The organism is Vibrio ichthyoenteri ATCC 700023 (assembly GCF_000222605.1).
Lineage (GTDB): Bacteria > Pseudomonadota > Gammaproteobacteria > Enterobacterales > Vibrionaceae > Vibrio > Vibrio ichthyoenteri.
In genome coordinates this window covers 51,554-72,315 of sequence record NZ_AFWF01000308.1, presented here as the reverse complement: position 1 = coordinate 72,315, position 20,762 = coordinate 51,554, and the positions used below count along the sequence as shown (strand labels likewise).

Below are 20,762 nucleotides of genomic sequence, written 5' to 3'. Positions count from 1 at the left end.
TGTGTGCCTTGAAAAGAAAACACAATCTGCACATCCTTTTCTGTCAGCGTTCTTGCCATGCCGATTTGCACATGACTATCCACTTCAGTGATCGCTAAAATCCCCAGCTTTAACAACTTATAACTCAAATCTTTGCCAGATAGCGCCGAGGCGCCCATGCCGACAATTTGCACTTTATAGGCCTGATTGATCAATGTGACAGCGCGATCAAAACTGATGGCGTCAAGCGCATTACTGGTTTGAAAAATCGCATCTGTTTTTGCACGGACCAACTTTTGAATGATGGTACTGGTTGAATCGGTAATAGCAATATCAGCGTGCAGTGGTGAGGTTTGCAACGTGTATTTACGCGTCACTTCTTCGGCGAGCGCGAGCTTGAATTGGCTATAACCTTTAAACCCAATTTTTTGGGTAAATTTAACAATGCTGGATTGGCTTACCCCGATCTCTATCGCTAACTCTTGGCTGGTTAATGCCATCGCTTGTTCGGTATTTGCCAATACCCAATCGGCGATTTTTACGCCGCTGCTCGACAGTCGCTCTCTTTTTGCTACCAGTTTGCTTGTGATGCTCATCACTTTTCTTCTCTATGGGTGAAATAAATTATTCCAAAATCATTTCGACTTATTTTTAGACTACTGACGGTTATTAAAGGGCTTGGTGCATTGCTAATCTCGTAATCATCTAAGGCATGTAAAATTATTCCATTGATTGGCCTAGTTTGGAATAAATAATTATGTGATGTTCGTCTTCGTTTTTGAATAATTTATTCATTAACATCCAGCCCATAAATTGGGAATGAAAGAGAACAACAAATGAAAATTGATTTGAGCCACTTGGTCACTGAAAGCCGTAATGAAAGCAGCCAGAACATTGATACCTTAACAACTTTAGAAATGCTGCAAGTGATCAATAACGAAGATCAAAAAGTCGCGCTTGCAGTGGAAAAAGTACTGCCTGAGATTGCTCTGGTTGTTGATGCCACCAAAGCCGCTTTTGCACAAGGTGGTCGCCTGATTTACATGGGGGCTGGCACATCAGGTCGATTAGGTATTTTAGATGCGAGCGAATGCCCTCCAACTTATGGCACGCCAGCTGAACAAGTCGTCGGTCTGATTGCTGGTGGTCATAAAGCAATTCTTAAAGCGGTAGAAAACGCCGAGGATTCTCCTGAGTTAGCGATTGAAGATCTAAAAGCACTAAACCTGAATGCCACCGATGTGGTGGTTGGCATTGCGGCAAGCGGTCGTACGCCTTACGTCCTTGGTGGTATGGAGTACGCTCGCAATATCGGTGCTGTTGTTGCATCACTGGTTTGTAACCCCTCTTGTCCGATGATTGATGCTGCAGACATTGCCATTGTTCCTGTTGTCGGGCCTGAAATTGTGACAGGTTCATCGCGCATGAAAGCGGGTACGGCGCAAAAGTTGGTGCTGAATATGATCACGACTGGCGCGATGATTCGAAGTGGTAAGGTATTTGGCAACCTAATGGTGGATGTGGAAGCGACCAACGCAAAATTGATCCAACGCCAAGCCAACATCGTGATTGAAGCGACGGGGGCCGATGAGCAAGAAGCCGAGTTGGCTCTTTCACAATGTCAACGCAACTGTAAAACGGCCATTTTGATGATTCTTGCTGGGATCAGTGCTGACAATGCCAAATCTTTATTAGAACAGAGCGATGGCTTTATCCGCGTGGCACTTGATCGCCACAATCAATCAAACAATTAATCGTTTACTGAATTTCAGGTAGGAACATTGCTATGGCTAAAATTACAACAAGTACCATAGAGAGCATTATCGCCGCCGTCGGCGGAGGTGCGAATATCGAAAAAGGTGGCAATTGTATGACGCGTTTGCGTCTTACGTTAGCCAATACCGGAGCTGTGGATGAGTCAACATTAAAAGCCATTCCAGGAGTATTGGGTGTGGTCGAATCTGACCAGCAGTTACAGGTTATTTTGGGCCCAGGTAAAGCACAGCAAGCGGCAGAAATGCTCAATGAAATGCTAGACGCATTGACCTTGGGAGGCAGTAGTGATTCCCAAGCTTCGGCAGCAAAGGCGGATGACCTTGGCACGATTGCCAAGCAACAAAAGTCGCAAATGAAAAGCAAACAAACCAGTGCGGTTCAACGCTTTTTAAGCAAGTTTGCCACCATCTTTACGCCACTTATTCCTGGTTTTATCGCAGCAGGTCTGTTGTTAGGTTTTGCTACGCTAATCGAACAAACCATGATTGTTGGCCAAGATCCAAGCCAGTTTATTGTTAGCTTGGTTTCTTACATGAAGGTATTTGGTAAAGGCCTATTTGCCTTCTTAAGTATCTTAATTGGCTACAACGCTCAGCAAGCGTTCGGTGGTTCCGGTGTTAATGGCGCGATTTTAGCTTCGTTGTTTGTATTGGGTTACAACCCAGATGCAACCTCGGGAATCTACTCAGGAATGAGTGACTTCTTTGGTTTTGCTATCGATCCTCGCGGCAATATTATTGGCGTGCTTTTAGCCGCGATTCTTGGGGCACAAGTTGAACGCATGGTGCGTAAATTTATGCCTGATGATTTGGATATGATCCTGACATCAGTCGTCACACTGCTTATCATGGGTGCCGTGACCTTTATCATTATCATGCCAGTGGGCGGCATGCTGTTTAAAGGCATGTCTTGGTTATTTTTAAACTTGAATGACAACCCGATTGGTGCCGCTATTCTGGCGGGGCTGTTCCTTATCTCGGTAGTATTTGGTATTCACCAAGGTTTTGTTCCAGTTTATTTTGCATTGATGGAAGTGCAGGGCTTTAACTCATTATTCCCAATTCTAGCGATGGCGGGTGCTGGTCAGGTAGGCGCTTCTCTAGCGCTTTACTGGAAAGCGAAAAAGGAGTCGACGTTACGTACTCAAATTCGTGGTGCGATTATTCCGGGTATTTTAGGGATTGGCGAACCTTTGATTTATGGTGTAACACTACCACGCGTTAAGCCATTTGTTACTGCGTGTATTGGTGGTGCGGCAGGTGGTTTCTTCATCGGTTTGGTTTCATATCTTGGACTTCCTGTTGGTCTAAATACGGTATTTGGCCCTTCTGGTGTGGTGGCGATTCCGTTGATGACATCAAATGAAGGTATTTTCTTTGGTATGGCAATCTTCGTTGTTGGCCTGTTGATCTCTTACGCAGTTGGCTTCCTTGCGACGTTGATGTTCGGTAGTAAAGACATCGATTTGTCTTAAAATCGCTACGCGGTTGAAGTGACAAAAAACCGTTATTTTAGCTGTTGATTTTAATCAACCACTGTATGAATTTCATGCAGTGGTTTTTTTGTCTAGATAACCGCTCACGTTTGCGACAAACGACACTGATTTTACAAAGCGATTACCCTGTGAATCTAGACATACACAGGCCGGAGGCATAAAATCGCCCCAAATTTATTTATCTCTTTGCTGTAAAGGGAAGGCATGCGCTCGCTCGGCTGCGTTGACCTTTTCACAATGTTCAAGATAAGCCTCAAACTACCTAACCTGAATCTTAGCTTCCGTAGAGAAGTGGTCAGAATCTGCAACTGAATTGCGATTCGTCAGAGTAGGAATTATCGATATAGACGTAGGAGTAGTAGTCATAGTGTCGATCAAAATCAAAGCAGCTATTAACCAGTTTCGTTCTTTTCACCCCGGCATTCGTTGGGGCGTTTATACAGCAAGCGCTTATCTATTGTATGCGAGTGTGGTTGGCTTAGCCGTTCCCCATATCGCTAAACAGCAAATCCCAGAGCAAGTTTCAACCTTGATTGAACGCCCTGTGACCCTCGGCGATATAAGAATTAACCCGTTCACATTGCAACTTGATATCGATCACTTTGCTATTTGGGAAACGGTCAGCGATAACAATATCGACGATAAAGTGTTTATTAAATTTGATCATGCCGGCGTTAAACTCAATTTTTGGCAATCCATTTTCAATGGCGCCGTGTCAGTCGAATATATCCAATTAGATAAGCCATATATCAACCTTGAGCGTCTCAATAACCAAGATGAATTGCTGTTTAATTTTAGCGATATTGTCGCTTCAGTTGCGCGCAACACTGCGACAACAGAGCAGCCAGAGGTGGCGATTGAAGAAGCGGATGATCGACATGCGCCATTGTTTCCAGTACAGATCAAGCAAACAAGCCTAACGCAAGGTGATGTGCGATTGCTTGATGGCGTCACTGGAACCCTGCTGCATTATCCAAATATTAATATTGCCTTAGGTGAATTTTCGACACAGAGCTTATTGAGCGATAGTGACAACAAAAACCACTATACATTGCAAATCGCTGACGCCGACGATGCGACGATTGAGCTCAGCGGACAAGTACAGCTAAAACCGCTAGAAGTGGCAGGCGTACTTGATGTTAAGCATATTCAGTTACCACGCTTATGGGGGTTGATTGCCGAGCAAATTCAAGCAGAACTGACTTCTGGTGAAGTTAACTTTTCGTCAAACTATCATTTGGCACAAACCATTGGTCAAACGCAGGCAGAAGATACGATGAGTATCTCGACCAGTAAGGGTATGTTTGCCATTAACCAATTAGACTTTGCTCACAATGGTAAGTCGCTCGTCGCGTTGCAAAATATTGCTGTGAATGACATTGCCACCAATGTGGAAGAGCAGACGGTGAATATTGGTTCGTTGACCTCACAAGGGTTGAAGGTTGTTGCCAATGTCGATAAGAACGGGGTTGATCTCGTGTCTCTGTTTACCCCAAGCAATTTGATGCCTGTATCCCAACAAGATCAAAGCAGCAATGACAAGGTGGCGATACACCAAGCTCAAGAGACAAGTGCCAATAGTCACGATGCGTCAGCGCAAAGCGCGCCACCATGGCTTGTGCGCTTAAATGGCATTTCGATTCAAGAATACCAATTGAATGTTACGGAAAAAGTCGCAACGAAAAAGGCCAACCAATGGGTGATTGCTCCGATTAATCTGACGACAAGTCAAATTGTCAGTGACTTTTCTCAGCCTATTGATTTTACGTTCTCAACGGACGTGAATAGTAAAGGACCATCAAAATCGCAGGCCAAGCCGATGCAAAACAGCAATCGTTATTGGCTGACATTGACGTTCAATCTTTGAAACTATCACAGTTCCAACCGTACTTGGCAACAGCGGTCAATGCGACACTGACCAATGGTGCCGTTAGCACTCAAGCTAAATTGAATGCGAATGCGCAAGGCCAGGTTGTCGTGAGTGGTGGCGTACAAGTGAATCATCTTTCTATTCGTGATAATAGATTGAAAAAACCATTTGTTAAATGGCGCTCACTGGCGGTGAACAAATTTAATTTTGATTTGCAAAAGTCAGCACTTGCGATTGATACCTTAAGCCTTAGCCAACCTTATGCACGTGTTGTGATCAATAAAGATCGCAGTACTAACCTTGGTGATTTGGTGGTGGCGCAGTCCGGCGCTAAAGCGAGTAATACCAGTTCAAACTCCACAAAAAAAGGACAATCAAGCAAGAGTAAAGCGAGTGCTCAGCAAGATAAACCTTTTGCGCTTAGCGTCAGAAGAATCGTCTTTAACGATGGGTCGGCTTTCTTCGCCGATAACTCATTGACGCCGAATTTCTCATCAGGGATAGAGCAGCTGAAAGGCACAATTGGTGATGTATCGAGTGTTCCGGGTACTAAAGCCACTGTGGATATTAGCGGCAATATCGATAGATATGCGCCAGTGAAAGTTAAAGGGGCGATCAACCCGTTACTTGAGCAGCCATATTTAGATCTGGATGTGATTTTCAAAAGCGTTGAGCTGACGACGGTCAACCCTTATTCAGGCACTTATGCTGGGCACTATATTGATAGAGGTCAGTTGACGCTTGCGCTCAACTATCAGTTAGAAAACAATCAACTCAAGGGTTCAAACCATGTTGTGATTAACCAACTGAAATTAGGCCAAGCGAGTGACAGTGATCTGGCAACCTCATTACCGATCAAATTAGCGATTGCATTACTACAAGATAGTGATGGTGTGATTGATTTAGGGGTAGAGGTGTCAGGAGACGTTGATGATCCTGAGTTTAGCCTTGGTGCTATCATTTGGAATACTATTTCAAACATCATCACCAAAGCAGTCACCGCGCCATTTTCTTTTATTTCAGATTTGGCGGGTTCTGATGAAGAGCTCAATGTGGTGGCATTTGAATTTGGCGCCAATACATTAACTTCAGAAGAACAAGAGGAGTTACAAACGCTAGGTAAAGCGTTAGAAACTCGTCCTAAGTTAACCTTAACTGTGGATGGTGCTATTGATGCGGTACCAGACAGCCAAGCCCTTGCTTTTAACCAGTTCAAACAGCTGTTGGCTGAAACGGCGAAGCTCAAACCCGCGCAGCTACCCGATGATCTTAGCGCGAGTACAATACCGACCTCTGGAGTGCTCTCAAAAGCACTGCAAGCCTTGTACGTCAATCAATTCGGTGGAGAGGCGACAGACGTACGCGACAATATTGAAGATGAGTATGAAGCCAAGGATATTGAGCTAACCAAACAGGAACTGAACCAACGTTGGCACATTGCACTGTATAACTTGGTGCTGAATAACCAGCAAGTGAGCGAAGGAAAATTGGGGCATCTGGCTCAGCAGCGTGCTCAAGCGGTTAAAGCTTACTTGGTTGATGTGGTAAAAGTCGACGCATCACGAGTTTTCTTGCTTGATAGCCGATTTGATATTGAACAAGACAGTAGTAGTGTTTTGTTGACACTAGAAGCTAACTAGTACGATTAGACTCAATGGCCTAACGAGTAAGGTTATGGCTTAAGTGATGGTTATCGGTTAAGTGATGGCGCACAGGGAAACTTGTGCGCCATTTTTTGTTTATTGGCACTAACAACGTGCAGGGCAAATGTTTCCGCTTGGTTGCGGGTTGTAGGAGTATAACTGTTGTTATATACAGTGCCTGGGTGAGGTGTATAATTGAGCAGTCACGTCAGCGTATTCATATCTAATGAGTCGTGACCTATTTTAGCCATCAATAAGGGACGATAACGATGCTTCATTCAAACACAACTTGCCTATGTGGCGCGGTTAAAATCACAGCAAAAGACATTAACCCCAAATTTACGGTGTGTCATTGTCACTCTTGCCGCACCTGGGGTGGTGCTCCTTATTTTGCCGTTAAATGCGGCACTCAAGTTAGTATTGAAGGCGAAGATAAAGTGAAAATGTACCACTCTTCATCTTGGGCTTCGCGCGGGTTTTGTTCTGAGTGTGGTACTCATCTTTTTTACAAAGTTAAAGCGACAGGTGAGTACAACATGTCATTAGGCTTATTCCCTGACTTAGATGGGCTAGAAATGACGATGCAATATTTTAGCGATGCTCGCCCAAGCTATTATTGTTTCACGAATGAAACTAAAGAAATGACCACAGATGAAATCATGGCTTATTTTGCTAAATATATATAACCAGCACGGCTATCAACCAGCCAGTTTTAAGCAACGTGTTTTGGCTAAAGAACAAAGCGAGCAGTGATGGCGACAAAGGCGTGGTCACTGGCTTGTTTGTCCCGCTCAAATTTAGGATTAGTGAGATGCTCATTGAGTACCTCATAGCCAATAATATCCGCCAATGAATATTGAGAGTGGGGTTGAAACTCTTGTGACAGTAAGAGGTAATCAAGCACATTTCCTTTGGCAAAGTGGTAGTGTGTCGCAGCCCGTTCAAAATTGGCGCTTTGTTCTTGGTCTGATTCGCTATTAACTTGTGATTCTAATCGTCGAGCATCACTGAAGAGCTGCCAGCCATCGATCAATTTTAATTGTTCAATCTCATGCTTGATCCCCTTGGTTAAAAAACCAGTAATCTCGCTATTCAACGGCTGGTTCATATCGCCCATCAATACCGTGGGGAGCGGGTGACGGTGGTATTGTTGCTCCATAAATAGGCGAAGCATAACCGCTTCCCATCCTCGTTGTTGGCTTGATAACCATTGCCCAATCAGTGGGTGCGAATGTTCAGGGTTATGACTTTCTGCCGCGCGCTGGGATTTTAAATGGCAAACATAAACGGCGATCTCACCAATATCGGGTACATCAACGACGGCATAAACGGGTTTGCGGCTAAACTGAGGCAGCGGTGTTTGGTAACCTTGTTGAATCGAATCTGGTGGCGTCACGGCCGCAACGTGTGTGATTGGGTAGCGAGATGCAATGGCCACCACGGGTTGCGAGTAGATATAGTCGTTCTCAACGTGGGGTGTGTCGACGCAAGCGAAATAAGCGTAGCCCATCTGTTCAAATAGGCGACGAGTTGCGTCAATGCTGAAAACTTCTTGCATGCCGACGATATCAGCGTTGAGTTGTTGAATTCGGTCTGTGGTCCACTGACATTTAGCTTGCCATGCGTCGCGCTCATAGATGTTTTCAAAATCATAAAACGCACCGGGTGGCTCAATGAAGTTGAAGAGATTAGCAGTCGCAAAGGTGAGTGTTTTGTCTGTAAGCACAGGTTTTACCTTACTAGCACGGCAACAAGTTGACGTTAGAGATTGATTCTAGTGTAACGAAAATACGTTTAAGTTGCTCTGTGAACTTGCTTATCAAATGTGAGTTTTAGGATTGCACTTGATAAGCAAGTATCGCGATGAGAGGGGGCTGGGATATCGGCGAGGTTATTGTCGCGCAAGCTTGTGATGCGCACGCGAGAAATGATCGGCACAAAAGGCGCCCACAATTGAAAGCTCACCCGCTAAACACAAAGCAGCGGCAACTTCGGCTAAGGCCTTCGCTTTACCATTGCCATATAAGCCAAGAATATCAAGACAGGCTTTTTGGGTTGGCAGTCCTGTGCCGCCACCGACGGTCCCGACCATAATATTGGGTAACGTGACAGAGGCATACAGATCGCCATTCGCATCCACATCCATGCGAGTAATGCCAATCGCTGATTCGGCAACGCAAGCCGCATCTTGGCCACAGGCGATGTAAAGCGCGCACAATGCATTGGCATAATGTGCATTGATGCCAATCGAACCACTCAGCAAGCCTCCCACCGTATTCATTTTGGCAAACTTTGCCATGCTTGCCGGTGTGGTGAAAAGCAGCTTTTCAACCAATGCCGCAGGTATGGTTATATCCGCAGAGACTTTTTTGCCACGTACTGAGCGCAATGTATGGGCGTTGGCTTTTTTATCGCCTGATAAGTTGCCATCTAAAAAGGCATCAACGGGAGACACTGGGCTGTGTTCGAGTATATAGCGGAACACTTTGTGGGTCGCTATGGTGACCATGTTTTGCCCAGAAGCATCGCCAGTAACAAACTCAAACACCAAATAGACGTGATTGCCTTCAATGTTGACATTGATGTCTTTTAATTTTCCGTGAGTGGTGGTGGATTCAGCAACATTGCGGAAAATGTCGTATTGAGTGACAACCCAGCTAACAAACTGCGCGGCTTGCGAGAGTGACAAGAAGCTAAATACAGGAGTACGGCTTACACCTTCATTAATCAGTAGCGTGCTGACGCCACCTGCGGCTGTGATCAATTTTGCGCCACGGTTATATGAAGCGACGAGCGCCGCTTCTGTCGTTGCAAGCGGAACTAGAAAATCGTCGTTTGCATGCAGGCCGTTAATGCGCAAAGGGCCAGCGATACCAACGGGAACATTAACCGTGCCAATGAAGTGTTCGATGTTGTGTGCATACTCTTGAAAATGCCCTTGTGTAAAAGGGTCAAGCAATAAGTCTTTATCCGTGAGAGATTCTAATACGTTCCAGCGCCTTGTAAGATTTTTATCCGATAGCCCTGCGCTTAGGCAGAGTTTTTTCGTCGGCTTTTGATGTTTTGGCTCTAAGGCTTCTGGGACTTTTTTATACTGTTCAATATCAGAAAACAGGGCGTTATTTTTGACACGATTTAGATTTAATTTCGGCATTCAATGGGATCTTTTTTACTTTGTACAATATGGATTTGATACCGAGTTCGATACAATTTATCTCAATATAATTCATATCAGCACTGTTCAGCTTTGCTCGCGCACACTAGATATGCCCTAACAATTGCGCTGAACAACCAAGGGTATTGCATTGGTCAATCTGGCCGATGGCTCATTCTAACTAACTTGAAGGCATAAGTGGTTGGAGCAGGAGAATTTTTGTATCGAGGTTCGTAACTACCTATGGTCAAGTGGGAGAGTAATTTTGATGAAAATCAGTGGTTTTGTACATTTTTACTGCTTGATAGCAGCGCTGTTGAGACAATTTTAGTAACAAAATAGAGCCACATTTCACCAGCTCGGTGGCGAGATGTGACTCATTATCGTCTACTTGTTAAGGTCTAGCTTATTTAGTAATGATGGGTAGCCCCAGCCATTTTGGTCAACAACGACCGCCTCACCAGTCAAATATTCAAACAAAGTCGGCGCGAGGGAACCATTTTCTTCACTGATTAGCGGCGTGACATTGTCACCAATTGGGCTACCCCAAAAGCCAATAAAAGCGTCTTTTTCTAAATAGCTTTCACCGGCATGTCGGCCGGGCACCTTAGTGTTGTATCCGATGCCATCACGAGGGAACAAGTTGATTGTCCCAGCTCTTGATTCGGCATAGAGACTAGCTAACTGGACAACAGAATCTGGCCGAGGTGTGTAGTGAGTTAATTCGCGCCATTGCTGCTGATCACACCATGTACTAGGGTTATTTGGTTCCGCATTGACGACACATTGTCCGTAATGACGTGCGAAATCTTCAAACTCAGCTTTATTTTGATTTGCTAAGTAAGGATTCATCTGTTGGACATTAAGTAGGCTGTGGCTGTGATCTTTCGCTGAATAGAAATATCGCTCACCTTGCTTTTCAATAAACTCATCAACGCGTTTGCCATCACGTTGCCCAACGAGGCGAACACGACAATTTTGTCCGTTACAGTCATTTTCGCGAACTACCATGTAATCCAGCGTGTCTCCAAGGGCGTTAAGTGTTTCAGAGATCAAATCCACTTTACGTTGACCGGGCTCATTAAGGGGCTGCCATTGAGTCAATTCACCATAGGTGGGCTGTGTCTGCCAACCTCGATTTGAATTGAAAAGATCGAGCATAAAATTACCGCCTGCCGTGGACGCGACAACAACATCAATGGCTTTATTACTTGGAAAGCTTAGCGCATTGGTGATCTTCGGTCCTTCACCTTCATCAGACGATATTTTTTTGATCGTTAATGGATAACCTAATTTTTCCTCTAAGAGTTTAAAAATCGCCTTCTCTGGATTAAGCGTATAATAAACTGGAGCGAGGCCATGGTCGCCGGCCATTCCCCAAAGCGTGCGGGAGTAGACGCCAGCATCGCGATAGGTTTGTTCTACTTGACCTATCCAGTAATCGAGTCGGTTGAGTTCGCCAGTGGGCATGATGATCTCATCGCTGAACGGACCGACGAAGTGGGCGAAATGGTCGGGCCATGGATTGTAGATCAAGGTGTAATCGGGCATGCCACTACCATCAAGTTGAGCGTACTTTTCGATGCTGTCTTCGATCTTCCATTGGCGCGAAATCTTGGTATATAAATCCCAAAACGGGATCTGCTGATAGGCGGAAATATCCGTTATGAGCTCTGCTCGCAAGGAGGATAAAGTTTGTTCTGTTTGCGCTCGTTCTTGCAGTTCACGTACACAACGTTTCTCACCAAAATCACGCAGTGCTTCACCTGCGCCTAAGTTAACTAAGGCATCATAGCTGGTATGAGCGTTCCAATCATACTGCGCGTTACAGTTTAAAGTTTTGAGATAATTAAGGCGGTCAAACATTGTTTCAACATTGTTCGCTTGCATCAATCGGTCAAGTTGCAGCGCATCATTACCGAAGAAGTAATAAGCGCGATCCTCATCTCTGTCTACAAAATGGAAATTCGGAATACCAGTGCCTTGCTCGCCGGATACTTTCGCCCCAGTTTTGATTATGGGCAAATTGCGCACGCTAATCGTGGGTGTGGAGGAAATGCCCACGCGCGCAATGGATGAATAATGCTCTTGATACAAGCGCTTAAAGAAGGGCAGGTAATGCGGGTCTTTATATGTTTGCTGCGAAAGGGTCTGTAAGAAACGGACGTCTTGCTGATGCTCAGGGCTCGAAACGGTTTGAGGGGCATCGTATTTTTGGTGTTCAAGGTGATTGTTGTAGGCAACATCAATAAACGGTTTTTGAGGATCAACCAGACCTTCCATTAACCCTTGCTGTAAGCCATCGACGGTAATCTGCACTGCGAAACGACGTTGTTGTTGAGATTGCAAAAAGCCAATTGCCTCGTTTGGATTATCGTTAAAGGCATTTTGTAACCAAAGGTTTAACGCTGTGGCGCGTTCTTCTTGATAGACGAATTGGCGATAGGCTTTGAGAACATTCAAACGCACAAAGTCGATGAGGGTAATGGTCAGAGCTTGAGCTTTATTGTTGGTTTTATTCTGTTGTTCTGGCTTACCATCTTCTACGATGGCGAGTAGCGCATTTTTCATCTCACCAGCATCCATTCCCCCAGAGGCTTGCGTAAGAATATTGACGACAATTGGCTGTATTTTGTCAATCAGCGCTAGATCTGCCTCGCTGGTGGTGAGGTAAGTATATTGATCGGGCAATTGTTCCATATCTTGCCATTCACCAATCTGTACCAATGCATCATAAACCGTGACCATCGCTGCCATGAATTGGCTGTCTATTTTGATGCCTTCTTGGTGTGCTTGGTCTTTTTTATTACCTTGTGTCTCTACGCTGGCATCGCTATCGAGTTGAAATAGCGAATGTTCAAAGCCTTTCAATGCCCGCTCATCATAGACCGTGTTGAGATACGCTTTGAAAGCATCTTCATTGCCAATGCCGGTGTAGCGGTCGTAAAACTGGTAGAGAAAATAGCCCAGTGGGATAGAGTAAGTTGGATTGGCGATTTGGGCCATTACGCGGGCTTTGGTTTTGGCATCAAGTGGCAGGCTGATGAGATAGGCTTCTAGCGTAACACCACCAATTGTAAACAAAGTCATATCTCGGGTTAGACGGGTAGAGTATGACAAAGAAGAAACAATGTTGTTCTGTAGAATCTCAGCGGAGTTAAATAAGCCACCAATGATAGGTGTGTTGCCAACATCTGCATGTGTGGAGTTGGCGATAAGCATGCTAAATGGTGAGAGCGCCAACAGCGTGTGAGCGCGAACGGTGTTTAAGTTAAACCAAGCCATGGAACAAATTCCTTTTTCTATAAGATATTGATACCAAGATAGATTTCATAATATCGATGGTGGTATTTTGGCATTAAATGTCAGCAGTGCAACTTTAAGCGTAAAAATCGGGCTAGCGGGATGTAAAAGGAATGTTTGAGTCGCAATGTCTAATGGGGCGGTGAATGCCACTTCAAAGTGAAGACAAGCATTGGTTTTGTTTTGATATCGATGCCAAACAGTTAAATAACCAAATAGTGCCATGCCCGCCAGAGGTGTTGCTGTGATTGTGGCTTAGCTTTGTGCAATGAATAAAGATTTTAGTGATCAGATATTTAGCGTTTGCATTGATATAAGTGTTTGTTTTATTGCACAATAACGCGGTTTTGACGCGCGATGCCTCAATCTCAGCGCCTCGTCACATTTTTGGAGTTTTAATGTTAAAGCGAATCAATTTATGGGCTGTGGGCCTTGGATTTCTTGCTGATCTTTTCGCAACATTTTTATTGGCGTTCTTTGCACAACTTCTTGCCGGTCCAACATTACTGCCACTAGGGTATGCGCTTATTATCGGACTGATTTGTGTTGTTTTTGGTGGCTATGTTACCGCTAAAATAGCGCAGCAAGACAAAGTGTATAACGCGGTTTTAGTCGGCGTTGCGGGTATTTTGATGGGGGTGCCGTATTATGGAACACTGCCTCTTTGGTATTCTTTGGCTTCAATCATATTGGTAGTGCCAGCCGCATTTTGGGGTGGGGTGTTAGCCAAAAAACATGGATTAAACTCGTTCAATTAGCGTCATTAGTTAGAGTATCAATTTTGTATAAGGGGCTGACGTTTTAACGTCGGCCCCTTGGTTTAGGTGACTTTTCTAGCTTATGCTCGGTTATTTGATCTATTTCGCTCAATCACACCAAGGTTATATCCAATGGTACTTTGCTTAAAGGTAGGTTTTAATGCAGGGATTGAATCGGCTTCCAATAGACATAATCTGAGTATATATCGTGCTATAACAAATTACATTTCGACGCTGTTAATCATCGTTGTAAATTCTGCTAAATCTCCACAGGCATGCCAGCATGATGAGCTTAAAAGATTTTATGCTGCCGTAGTAAATCAGTAGTGAGACTGAGAGTGGTAACAAGGCTTTTATCAAAAACATAGAAGTAGGACATCCTATTTCTTATTTGTCAGGCTTGAATGTATCAAAACTAATGCCTCTTATATAACCGTAATTATATTTCATGAGTCGCGATAAAGTTTATTGGTGAGTGATATTTTCATTGTTCAATAAGTCTCTACGCTTTCTAGTGTAAATTACATGCCTACCGCACCGCATATATGCAACATTCATCTTGATGCGAGATTGTTCATATTGTAACATACTGTTTTTATTAAATTAGTTGGCGTAAATATGACAAAGTTTCAAGAGTATAAAGTTGTTCACATTGTAGAGGGTGGTTGCGGTACTGTTTTTTTAGGCGCGAGTGGTTTACCTGTACAAAAAATGGAAGCTGAATTGAATAAGTATGTTCAAGATGGATGGCAAGTTGTTTTTCAAATCGTAGAGCAAAAGCGCTTTATGTTATTTTGGAAGCGTGAAGCCATTATTATTACGCTAGGACGTTAAGCTTGCTTAAATTGGTTTCCTTAAAATTGATCCATCGTTATCAATCTAGCGGTGGGTCAAAAAAGCTATTAAATATTGAATGTAACTTTGAGCCGACGTGCTCTGAGTATACTAAGCAATGTATTGAGAAGTATGGTGCTATCAAAGGTTGGCGATTGGGTTTGTCTAGAATTAAGCGTTGTAATCAGCCTGATTTGGTCGAGAGAATATATGATGAGGTGCCTTGATGCGTTTGTTTGAACCCATAGAGCAATTAGAGAAAAATGAAGAAAAACTAAGGCAAGAAGTGAACGCCTTGTCGGCAGAGCAAAAGAAAGAGTTCTTCAAGATTCAATCAGATAGTCTTAAAGACCCAGATACTTATGCCACTCTAAATTGGCTTTTTCTTGGCGGGTTTCATCATTGTTACTTAGGCAAGTATGCACTTTTTATCACAGAACTATTATTGTTCACGGTGAGTGCTATAGCGCTGTTCTTTGGACACCTCAGCGCTATTTTCATTCTACTGCTATTAGTGGCTTTTGAATTGCCGCAATTATTCCTCTCGCAAAAGATTGCAAGACAGCGTAATTATGATGTGTCGTGTGAGATTCTAAATCAAGTCCGAAGATACTAGTTGGCTTGCCGAGTATACAGGTTAACGTAGTCCCACATACTTTTAGCTATGTTTGTATTCAGTGGCGATCAGAATGAAGGTGAATATATGCAAACTATGTTATTACCCCAATAATGTGAGTTTAGCGGCGCATTTTCATCTTCATTCGGTACCGATGAGCAAGTAGTGCCGGTTGAAAAAATTCATACTCACAGAAACCGCGAAAATAGCTAAAGCTGAACCCAGCGGGGCGCATTCCAACACTTAGCTTTAATTTTGTTATATGAGCGCGCGACTACAATCTAGCGCTGGCTAAGCTCGCGCCAAAACTAACAAATAGCCCACCACTAACATAGTTGAGCCATTTCGCTGTTTTTGGTGTGGAGAGTATGGTTTTTAGTTTGCTTGCAAACAGAATCACCACAAAGAACCAACTGGAAACCACCATCGCCTGAGTGAAACCTAATAGCATGCTCTGCTCTAAGATATGTTGCGGTGACACAAATTGAGGGAAGATGGACAAATAGAACAACGCAATTTTTGGGTTGAGCAAATTGGTGAGCAAACCTTTAGTAAAACTGCCTGTTAATGAGGGGTTTAACGTTGCTTTTTTCGGGTCGATGTTTAGCTTCGATTGATTTAAGGCGGCCTTGACATTGTTGATGCCCAGCCAAAATAAATACACAACACCTAGCCATTTAAAAATGCTAAAGGCCATCGCTGATTGCGATAACAATAGGCTTAAGCCTTGCGCTGAAACAAACGCATGAATCAAGAATCCCACGCTCACACCTAATATATTGACGAAAGCAAAACGTTTTCCTTGCGTCAGTGAAGTGTACAGAATAAGAAGCGCGTTAGGACCAGGGATTACTGCCAATAAGAAAACGATGCCAGCAAAAGCAACGAGCGTATCAATCGTCATGTTTTAAATACCAAAAATATCACAATGCTCAGCAATGCTCAGCAATGCTCAGCAATGCACTGCAAAGAATAACGCCGTGTTGTTATCGAAAAACGGCAGAGTGTTCAGAAGATAACCAACTGAAAATCAGACACTTATTATGGCTAATATCAGTGTCTCAGCAATAAGCTACGTTAGATTGCGATGACTATAGCGTAACGAGATCAGCAGTTCAATTGCGAGTTGCTGGGTTCGGCTTATCAGCTTGATGATAAGAGATGATAAAGTTGGCTGAGACAGTTTTTTATTTGTTCCCTCCAAACAATTCGCCAGGCCCTTAGCTACAAGAAGTGATTAGAATATTGTACTTAACTCAGTTTTCTCATGCTTTGGTGGGCTGAATCAGACGTGGCAAGGTAAAACAGCAGTTCATCGCCATTTAGATGCAAACCCCAGCCTTTGACTAAGCTTACTAACCGTTCAAACAAACACACTTTCAGAGGCCTAAAAGTGTGTTTAATCATCATGTATTATCAAAGTTACCGTTTCTTTAGCACAAGAGTAGCGCTACTAACTAGTCGCGTCGCATACGCGAATTTTGGTTAACGGCATCGCTAAAAATCATACAGCATTCCTATGTAGTGCGCGCTGACAGACAGGGACCCATCCTGTAACAAAGAGTTCGGCTGGTTAATGTCAATCTCTTCGGCATTAGTGTATTGATAATAAAAAGAGAACTCGGCTTGGCTTAAGCGCTTTGATGCTCCTACCGCAATACGGTGTTGTTTCCCTGTGGTTGGCATATCAGGCGCTTGGTATTGAGGGTTATCGAGTGGTGAAGTTTCAAAGGCATATCCCATCTTAATTGACCATGCTGAATTGATCTGATGGTCTATTCCTAATGACAAGCGATAGACGTCTTCCCAGTTGCGCTCGACAGGTGCGGCTTGTTGTATTCCAGAGAAGTTAAGCATCAATGGCGTCTCTTTCATTTCTGACCATTGATGCCATTGAATTGATGACAACAGCGAGGTGGTCTCAGTGATGTGATAAGCCGCACTGAAATCAACCAAAGCGGGCGCGGACATTAATGTAACTTTATATTCACCTTGCGCCGTTTGCATAAACGCGTCCCCACTAAAGTCATGCTCGATTTGAGAACGATAAGATAACCCAAGCGTAATTTCATCGGACAAGGCATAAATAGTGCCGACATTAAAACCGAATGTAGTATCAATATCCCGATCGAGTTTTAACAAAGCCGTTTCTTGTTCTAAAAAGGCAAAATCGAACTGTAATCCAGCTGCGATCCCCCATCTATCATTTAATTGGTAGCTTATTGAAGGGTTTATCTGATAGGAAAGTAGCATAACTTCAGTAAGTTGAAATCGCCCTTGCCACTCATTGCCATAATCGAGAGTTGCGCCACCCAGTGTATTAAAGACAAGGCCTATTTTAAAATCGTCATTGATGGGATAACTATGAGCGAAGGTGGCAATGGGTAGGGCACTGTTTGCGTCAGCATTTTCGTCGCCAATATAATCGACGGTGAGATGATACGCCATTAAACCGAGAGAGGTTTGATGTCCGTCTTGCAGTGACATTGCAGCCGGATTCGTCCACATCGACATTGCTGACTGATGATAAACCCCATCCCCCGCACCGGCGACGCCGAGATTTGCATAGCCAGGTTCTCCCATCATTGGGCCACTAGCTATGGTAGGAAACGCGAAGGTGAGAGTACAGACTGCACTAAGAATATGAAAAGAATAAAGTTTCATAACGACTCATAGGTTGTTGAACAATTGGCTGCAGTTTATAATTCCAAATATGACAGTGAAGAAATAGCAACTTGACCTTATGGAAAGTAACGTTGATTTAAACCTACTCAAAACCTTTATAATTACATGTGAATTGCAAAATTTAAAGTTGGTCGGACTGCGTCTAGGCATTTCCGAAAGTGCCGTGAGTAAACAGTTGTCTCGATTAACGGAACAGCTAGGTCAACCACTTTTTATCCGCACTTCGGCAGGGTTAAAGCCAACTCAATTTGCTATATCGGTAAGGCCACAACTGCAAGAAAGTTTAAAATCTATCAGTAGAATATTGCGTAAGCAGACCTTCGATCAAAGTGAATACGCGCAACCGATTCGAATTGCTATGTTTGAGCATTTCATGCACAAGCATGCCGGCGCCCTTTTTTCAAAGCTAAGAGCAACATTCCCTAGAGCACCAATTGAAATGGAAACGTGGTCAAACAAAACCACGGAGAAGTTATTGAATGGCCAACTAGATATCGCGATTCACTTTTATAATGAAGATCGTACTGCCGATATTTGGCAGCGCACGCTTTTTGATGATATGGCCGTCGGGGTTGTTAGCCAGAAATATGCGGGACTTTCTTGGGATAATTTGGTGACTTGGCCTGCGATAAGGTTGCGATCTCAAGGGTGGAACCATCGACGTTTTCGCTATGCAGATATGCTTAAGCAAAATGGTATTGATCTGGATATTGTCGCGACGTTAGACAATATTGAAGCGATTCATCAAATCGTTAATCAACAAAAAGTATTCGCGATTATCAATCGCTCTTGTGTACCAGGGGACCTTGCTGTTGTCATTCCACCAGAAGAACTAAAGTACGCATTCAAGATTGCCACTAACGTACATATTGTTAATAGAGATGCGCCATTACAAGTTTGTTTACATCAAATAATTAATCAGGTTGCAGTAAAATAAGAGCAAAGCAACCCACTTTCCAAATATTCAAGTGACAATGTCTCTACTTTCACTTTGAGAATATTAGAGTAAGCGCAAACCACCAAACTAAAGGTTATATTATGCGCTTATCTAAAATCTCTCGAGCGATGGTTTGTGCAGTTGCGCTGCCTGGATTGCTTGCGGTTACTTTAGCCCATGCAACGTCACAACCCTTATCACTTGAGCAGCAAATCACATCCATTTCAACGCCTAACCAAATTGAAACATCAATCGGGACTCTGCAATTTTTAGACGGCGCACCAACCGCCGAAACTGCAAGTAAAGTTTACGATTATCTGGATACGGCACGTGCAGCTGAAGTCTTCATGAAAGGAATGCCAGCAGCCTCAGTGCAGGCATTGATGGATGGACCTAAGGCGATCGGTGTTGATTCTCCTAATAAAGTGCTGTTGTTCGACAACTTGATGGATTCAAATTCATTATTTCTTACCGCAAACACGTCAACAATGTATGCAATGTCGACGTTAGATCTAAAAGAGTGGGGACCTACGGTAGTTGAAGTACCACAAGGCATGCTTGGCGCGTTTAATGATGCCTGGTTCCATTATCTTGGCGATATTGGTCCTTTTGGTATGGATAAAGGTCAGGGGGGGAAATATCTTCTATTGCCTCCGGGTTATGAAGGTGACGTAGCAAGTGGCTACCATGTGATTGAATCCAACTCTTATCGTGTTTGGGTCTTTATGCGTGCGAATATTAAAAATGGCTTGGAAATTACTGAGGGCAACATTCGAGAGAACCTGGAAATCTATCCGTTATCGGACCGAGAAAATCCAGCCGAAACGGAATTTGTCAGTGGTTCAGGTAAAGCGTTTAACACCATTCATCCTAATGATGTGACCTTTTATGAGCACTTGAATAAAGTGGTGCAATATGAGCCCCTCTCACTTATTGATGATGAAACGCGCGGTCTGTTGGCCTCTATTGGCATTGAGAAAGGTAAAGAATTTAACCCCGATAAACGCATGCAGCGGATCTTAAAAGATGGCGTCGCTTTGGGAAATGCTGCTTCACGCTCAATTGTGTGGTACCCGCGCACAGAAGGCAGCATTGATAATATGAGTGGCGTAGAGTTGTACCCGGATGATGCCAATAGTAACTGGATAATGGCGTGGGTAAATCGTGATGTATTCTTTAAACCAAGCGACAGTGGCGGTATCAACTCTGACGCGCGTGTAATGTTCCATTATCCTTATACCGCTGTTACACCGGCGATGGCCAAAGCGGGTCAAATGCCGGGTAAGGGGTCTGATTACGCGATTGCATATTTAGACAGTTCCGATCAGCTTTTTGATGGTGCGAAAACCTATCAAATGACTGTTCCGGCAAATGTGCCTGTTGCGGATTTTTGGGCTTTGACTGTGTATGACTCTCAGACTCGCTCGTTGCTACAAACAACTCAACCGTTCCCAAGTGTTGGATCTCAAACCGAAGGGTTACGCGCCAATCAAGATGGCTCTTACACTATTTATTTTGCGCCTAAGGCTCCGGCTGGATATGAAAAAAACTGGGTAGAGACTATTCCGGGTAAAAGCTGGTTTGTTGCTCATCGCATGTATGGTCCGCAAAAGGAATGGATCGAGAAGACTTGGCGTATCGGTAATGTCGAACTGGTGAAATAGCGGCTTAGCACGTATTGAAGCTCATGTTATGTGAGCTTCAATACATAG

At 43.8% G+C, this 20,762-nt stretch carries 15 protein-coding genes and 1 pseudogene; 10 read left to right on the top strand and 6 right to left on the bottom strand.

All coding sequences use genetic code 11. From position 1 onward, the window contains the following. The coding region (locus RH85_RS20500; RefSeq protein ID WP_006714663.1) for a MurR/RpiR family transcriptional regulator at window positions 1–575 on the bottom strand (575 nt) is incomplete at its 3' end. 240 nt (window positions 576–815) lie between these two features. Here RH85_RS20500 and murQ point away from each other — a divergent pair. The 4 genes and pseudogenes from murQ to RH85_RS20480 all read left to right on the top strand — a co-directional run bounded on the left by murQ (window position 816) and on the right by RH85_RS20480 (window position 7,449). Then, window positions 816–1,733 carry an N-acetylmuramic acid 6-phosphate etherase gene (murQ, locus tag RH85_RS20495; RefSeq protein ID WP_006714662.1) on the top strand — a complete coding sequence of 306 codons (918 nt, stop codon included), beginning with the start codon at window positions 816–818 and terminating at the stop codon, window positions 1,731–1,733. A 32-nt stretch (window positions 1,734–1,765) separates the two neighbouring features. Beyond that, window positions 1,766–3,229: a PTS N-acetylmuramic acid transporter subunit IIBC gene (gene murP / locus RH85_RS20490; RefSeq protein WP_006714661.1), complete on the top strand. Its 1,464-nt coding sequence runs from the start codon at window positions 1,766–1,768 to the stop codon at window positions 3,227–3,229. 388 nt (window positions 3,230–3,617) lie between these two features. Beyond that, window positions 3,618–6,760, top strand: a pseudogene (locus tag RH85_RS23790) (DUF748 domain-containing protein). Window positions 6,761–7,032: 272 nt separating this feature from the next. Beyond that, a complete protein-coding gene (locus RH85_RS20480; RefSeq protein ID WP_006714660.1) occupies window positions 7,033–7,449 on the top strand; it encodes a GFA family protein in 417 nt (138 codons plus the stop codon). Window positions 7,450–7,493: 44 nt separating this feature from the next. Here RH85_RS20480 and RH85_RS20475 read toward each other — a convergent pair whose 3' ends face one another. The 3 genes from RH85_RS20475 to RH85_RS20465 form a co-directional block, all read right to left on the bottom strand. Beyond that, complete coding sequence (locus RH85_RS20475) at window positions 7,494–8,489, bottom strand: endonuclease/exonuclease/phosphatase family protein (RefSeq protein WP_006714659.1); 996 nt, start codon at window positions 8,487–8,489, stop codon at window positions 7,494–7,496. Between the two features lie 165 nt (window positions 8,490–8,654). Then, a complete protein-coding gene (locus RH85_RS20470) occupies window positions 8,655–9,917 on the bottom strand; it encodes a hydroxymethylglutaryl-CoA reductase (RefSeq protein WP_006714658.1) in 1,263 nt (420 codons plus the stop codon). A gap of 387 nt (window positions 9,918–10,304) precedes the next feature. Next, complete coding sequence (locus RH85_RS20465; protein ID WP_006714657.1) at window positions 10,305–13,202, bottom strand: alkaline phosphatase family protein; 2,898 nt, start codon at window positions 13,200–13,202, stop codon at window positions 10,305–10,307. A 416-nt stretch (window positions 13,203–13,618) separates the two neighbouring features. Between RH85_RS20465 and RH85_RS20460 the strand changes: the two genes are divergently transcribed. The 4 genes from RH85_RS20460 (at window position 13,619) to RH85_RS20450 (ending at window position 15,428) form a co-directional block, all read left to right on the top strand. Beyond that, on the top strand, window positions 13,619–13,978 hold the full coding sequence (locus tag RH85_RS20460) for a hypothetical protein (protein WP_006714656.1): 360 nt from the start codon (window positions 13,619–13,621) through the stop codon (window positions 13,976–13,978). A 618-nt stretch (window positions 13,979–14,596) separates the two neighbouring features. Continuing rightward, window positions 14,597–14,812 (top strand): DUF4177 domain-containing protein, encoded by a 216-nt coding sequence (locus tag RH85_RS20455; RefSeq protein ID WP_006714655.1) that lies wholly within the window; start codon window positions 14,597–14,599, stop codon window positions 14,810–14,812. Between the two features lie 2 nt (window positions 14,813–14,814). Continuing rightward, window positions 14,815–15,039 carry a membrane protein insertion efficiency factor YidD gene (gene yidD, locus RH85_RS22530; RefSeq protein ID WP_083824905.1) on the top strand — a complete coding sequence of 75 codons (225 nt, stop codon included), beginning with the start codon at window positions 14,815–14,817 and terminating at the stop codon, window positions 15,037–15,039. Continuing rightward, the gene (locus RH85_RS20450) at window positions 15,039–15,428 is read left to right on the top strand and encodes a hypothetical protein (RefSeq protein ID WP_006714653.1); all 390 of its coding nucleotides are present in this window, start codon (window positions 15,039–15,041) and stop codon (window positions 15,426–15,428) included. Before yidD ends, RH85_RS20450 begins: the two co-directional genes overlap by 1 nt. Window positions 15,429–15,702: 274 nt before the next feature. Here RH85_RS20450 and RH85_RS20445 read toward each other — a convergent pair whose 3' ends face one another. Together RH85_RS20445 and RH85_RS20440 are read right to left on the bottom strand one after the other, a co-directional pair. After that, on the bottom strand, window positions 15,703–16,332 hold the full coding sequence (locus RH85_RS20445; protein ID WP_006714652.1) for a LysE family translocator: 630 nt from the start codon (window positions 16,330–16,332) through the stop codon (window positions 15,703–15,705). A gap of 593 nt (window positions 16,333–16,925) precedes the next feature. Next, window positions 16,926–18,092, bottom strand: coding sequence for an OmpP1/FadL family transporter (locus RH85_RS20440; protein WP_006714651.1), 1,167 nt, complete (start codon window positions 18,090–18,092; stop codon window positions 16,926–16,928). 79 nt (window positions 18,093–18,171) lie between these two features. Between RH85_RS20440 and RH85_RS20435 the strand changes: the two genes are divergently transcribed. Next, window positions 18,172–19,050, top strand: a complete 879-nt coding sequence (locus tag RH85_RS20435) for a LysR family transcriptional regulator (protein ID WP_006714650.1) — start codon at window positions 18,172–18,174, stop codon at window positions 19,048–19,050. Window positions 19,051–19,151: 101 nt separating this feature from the next. Further along, window positions 19,152–20,714: a DUF1254 domain-containing protein gene (locus tag RH85_RS20430; protein WP_006714649.1), complete on the top strand. Its 1,563-nt coding sequence runs from the start codon at window positions 19,152–19,154 to the stop codon at window positions 20,712–20,714. The last annotated feature ends 48 nt before the right edge of the window (window positions 20,715–20,762 follow it).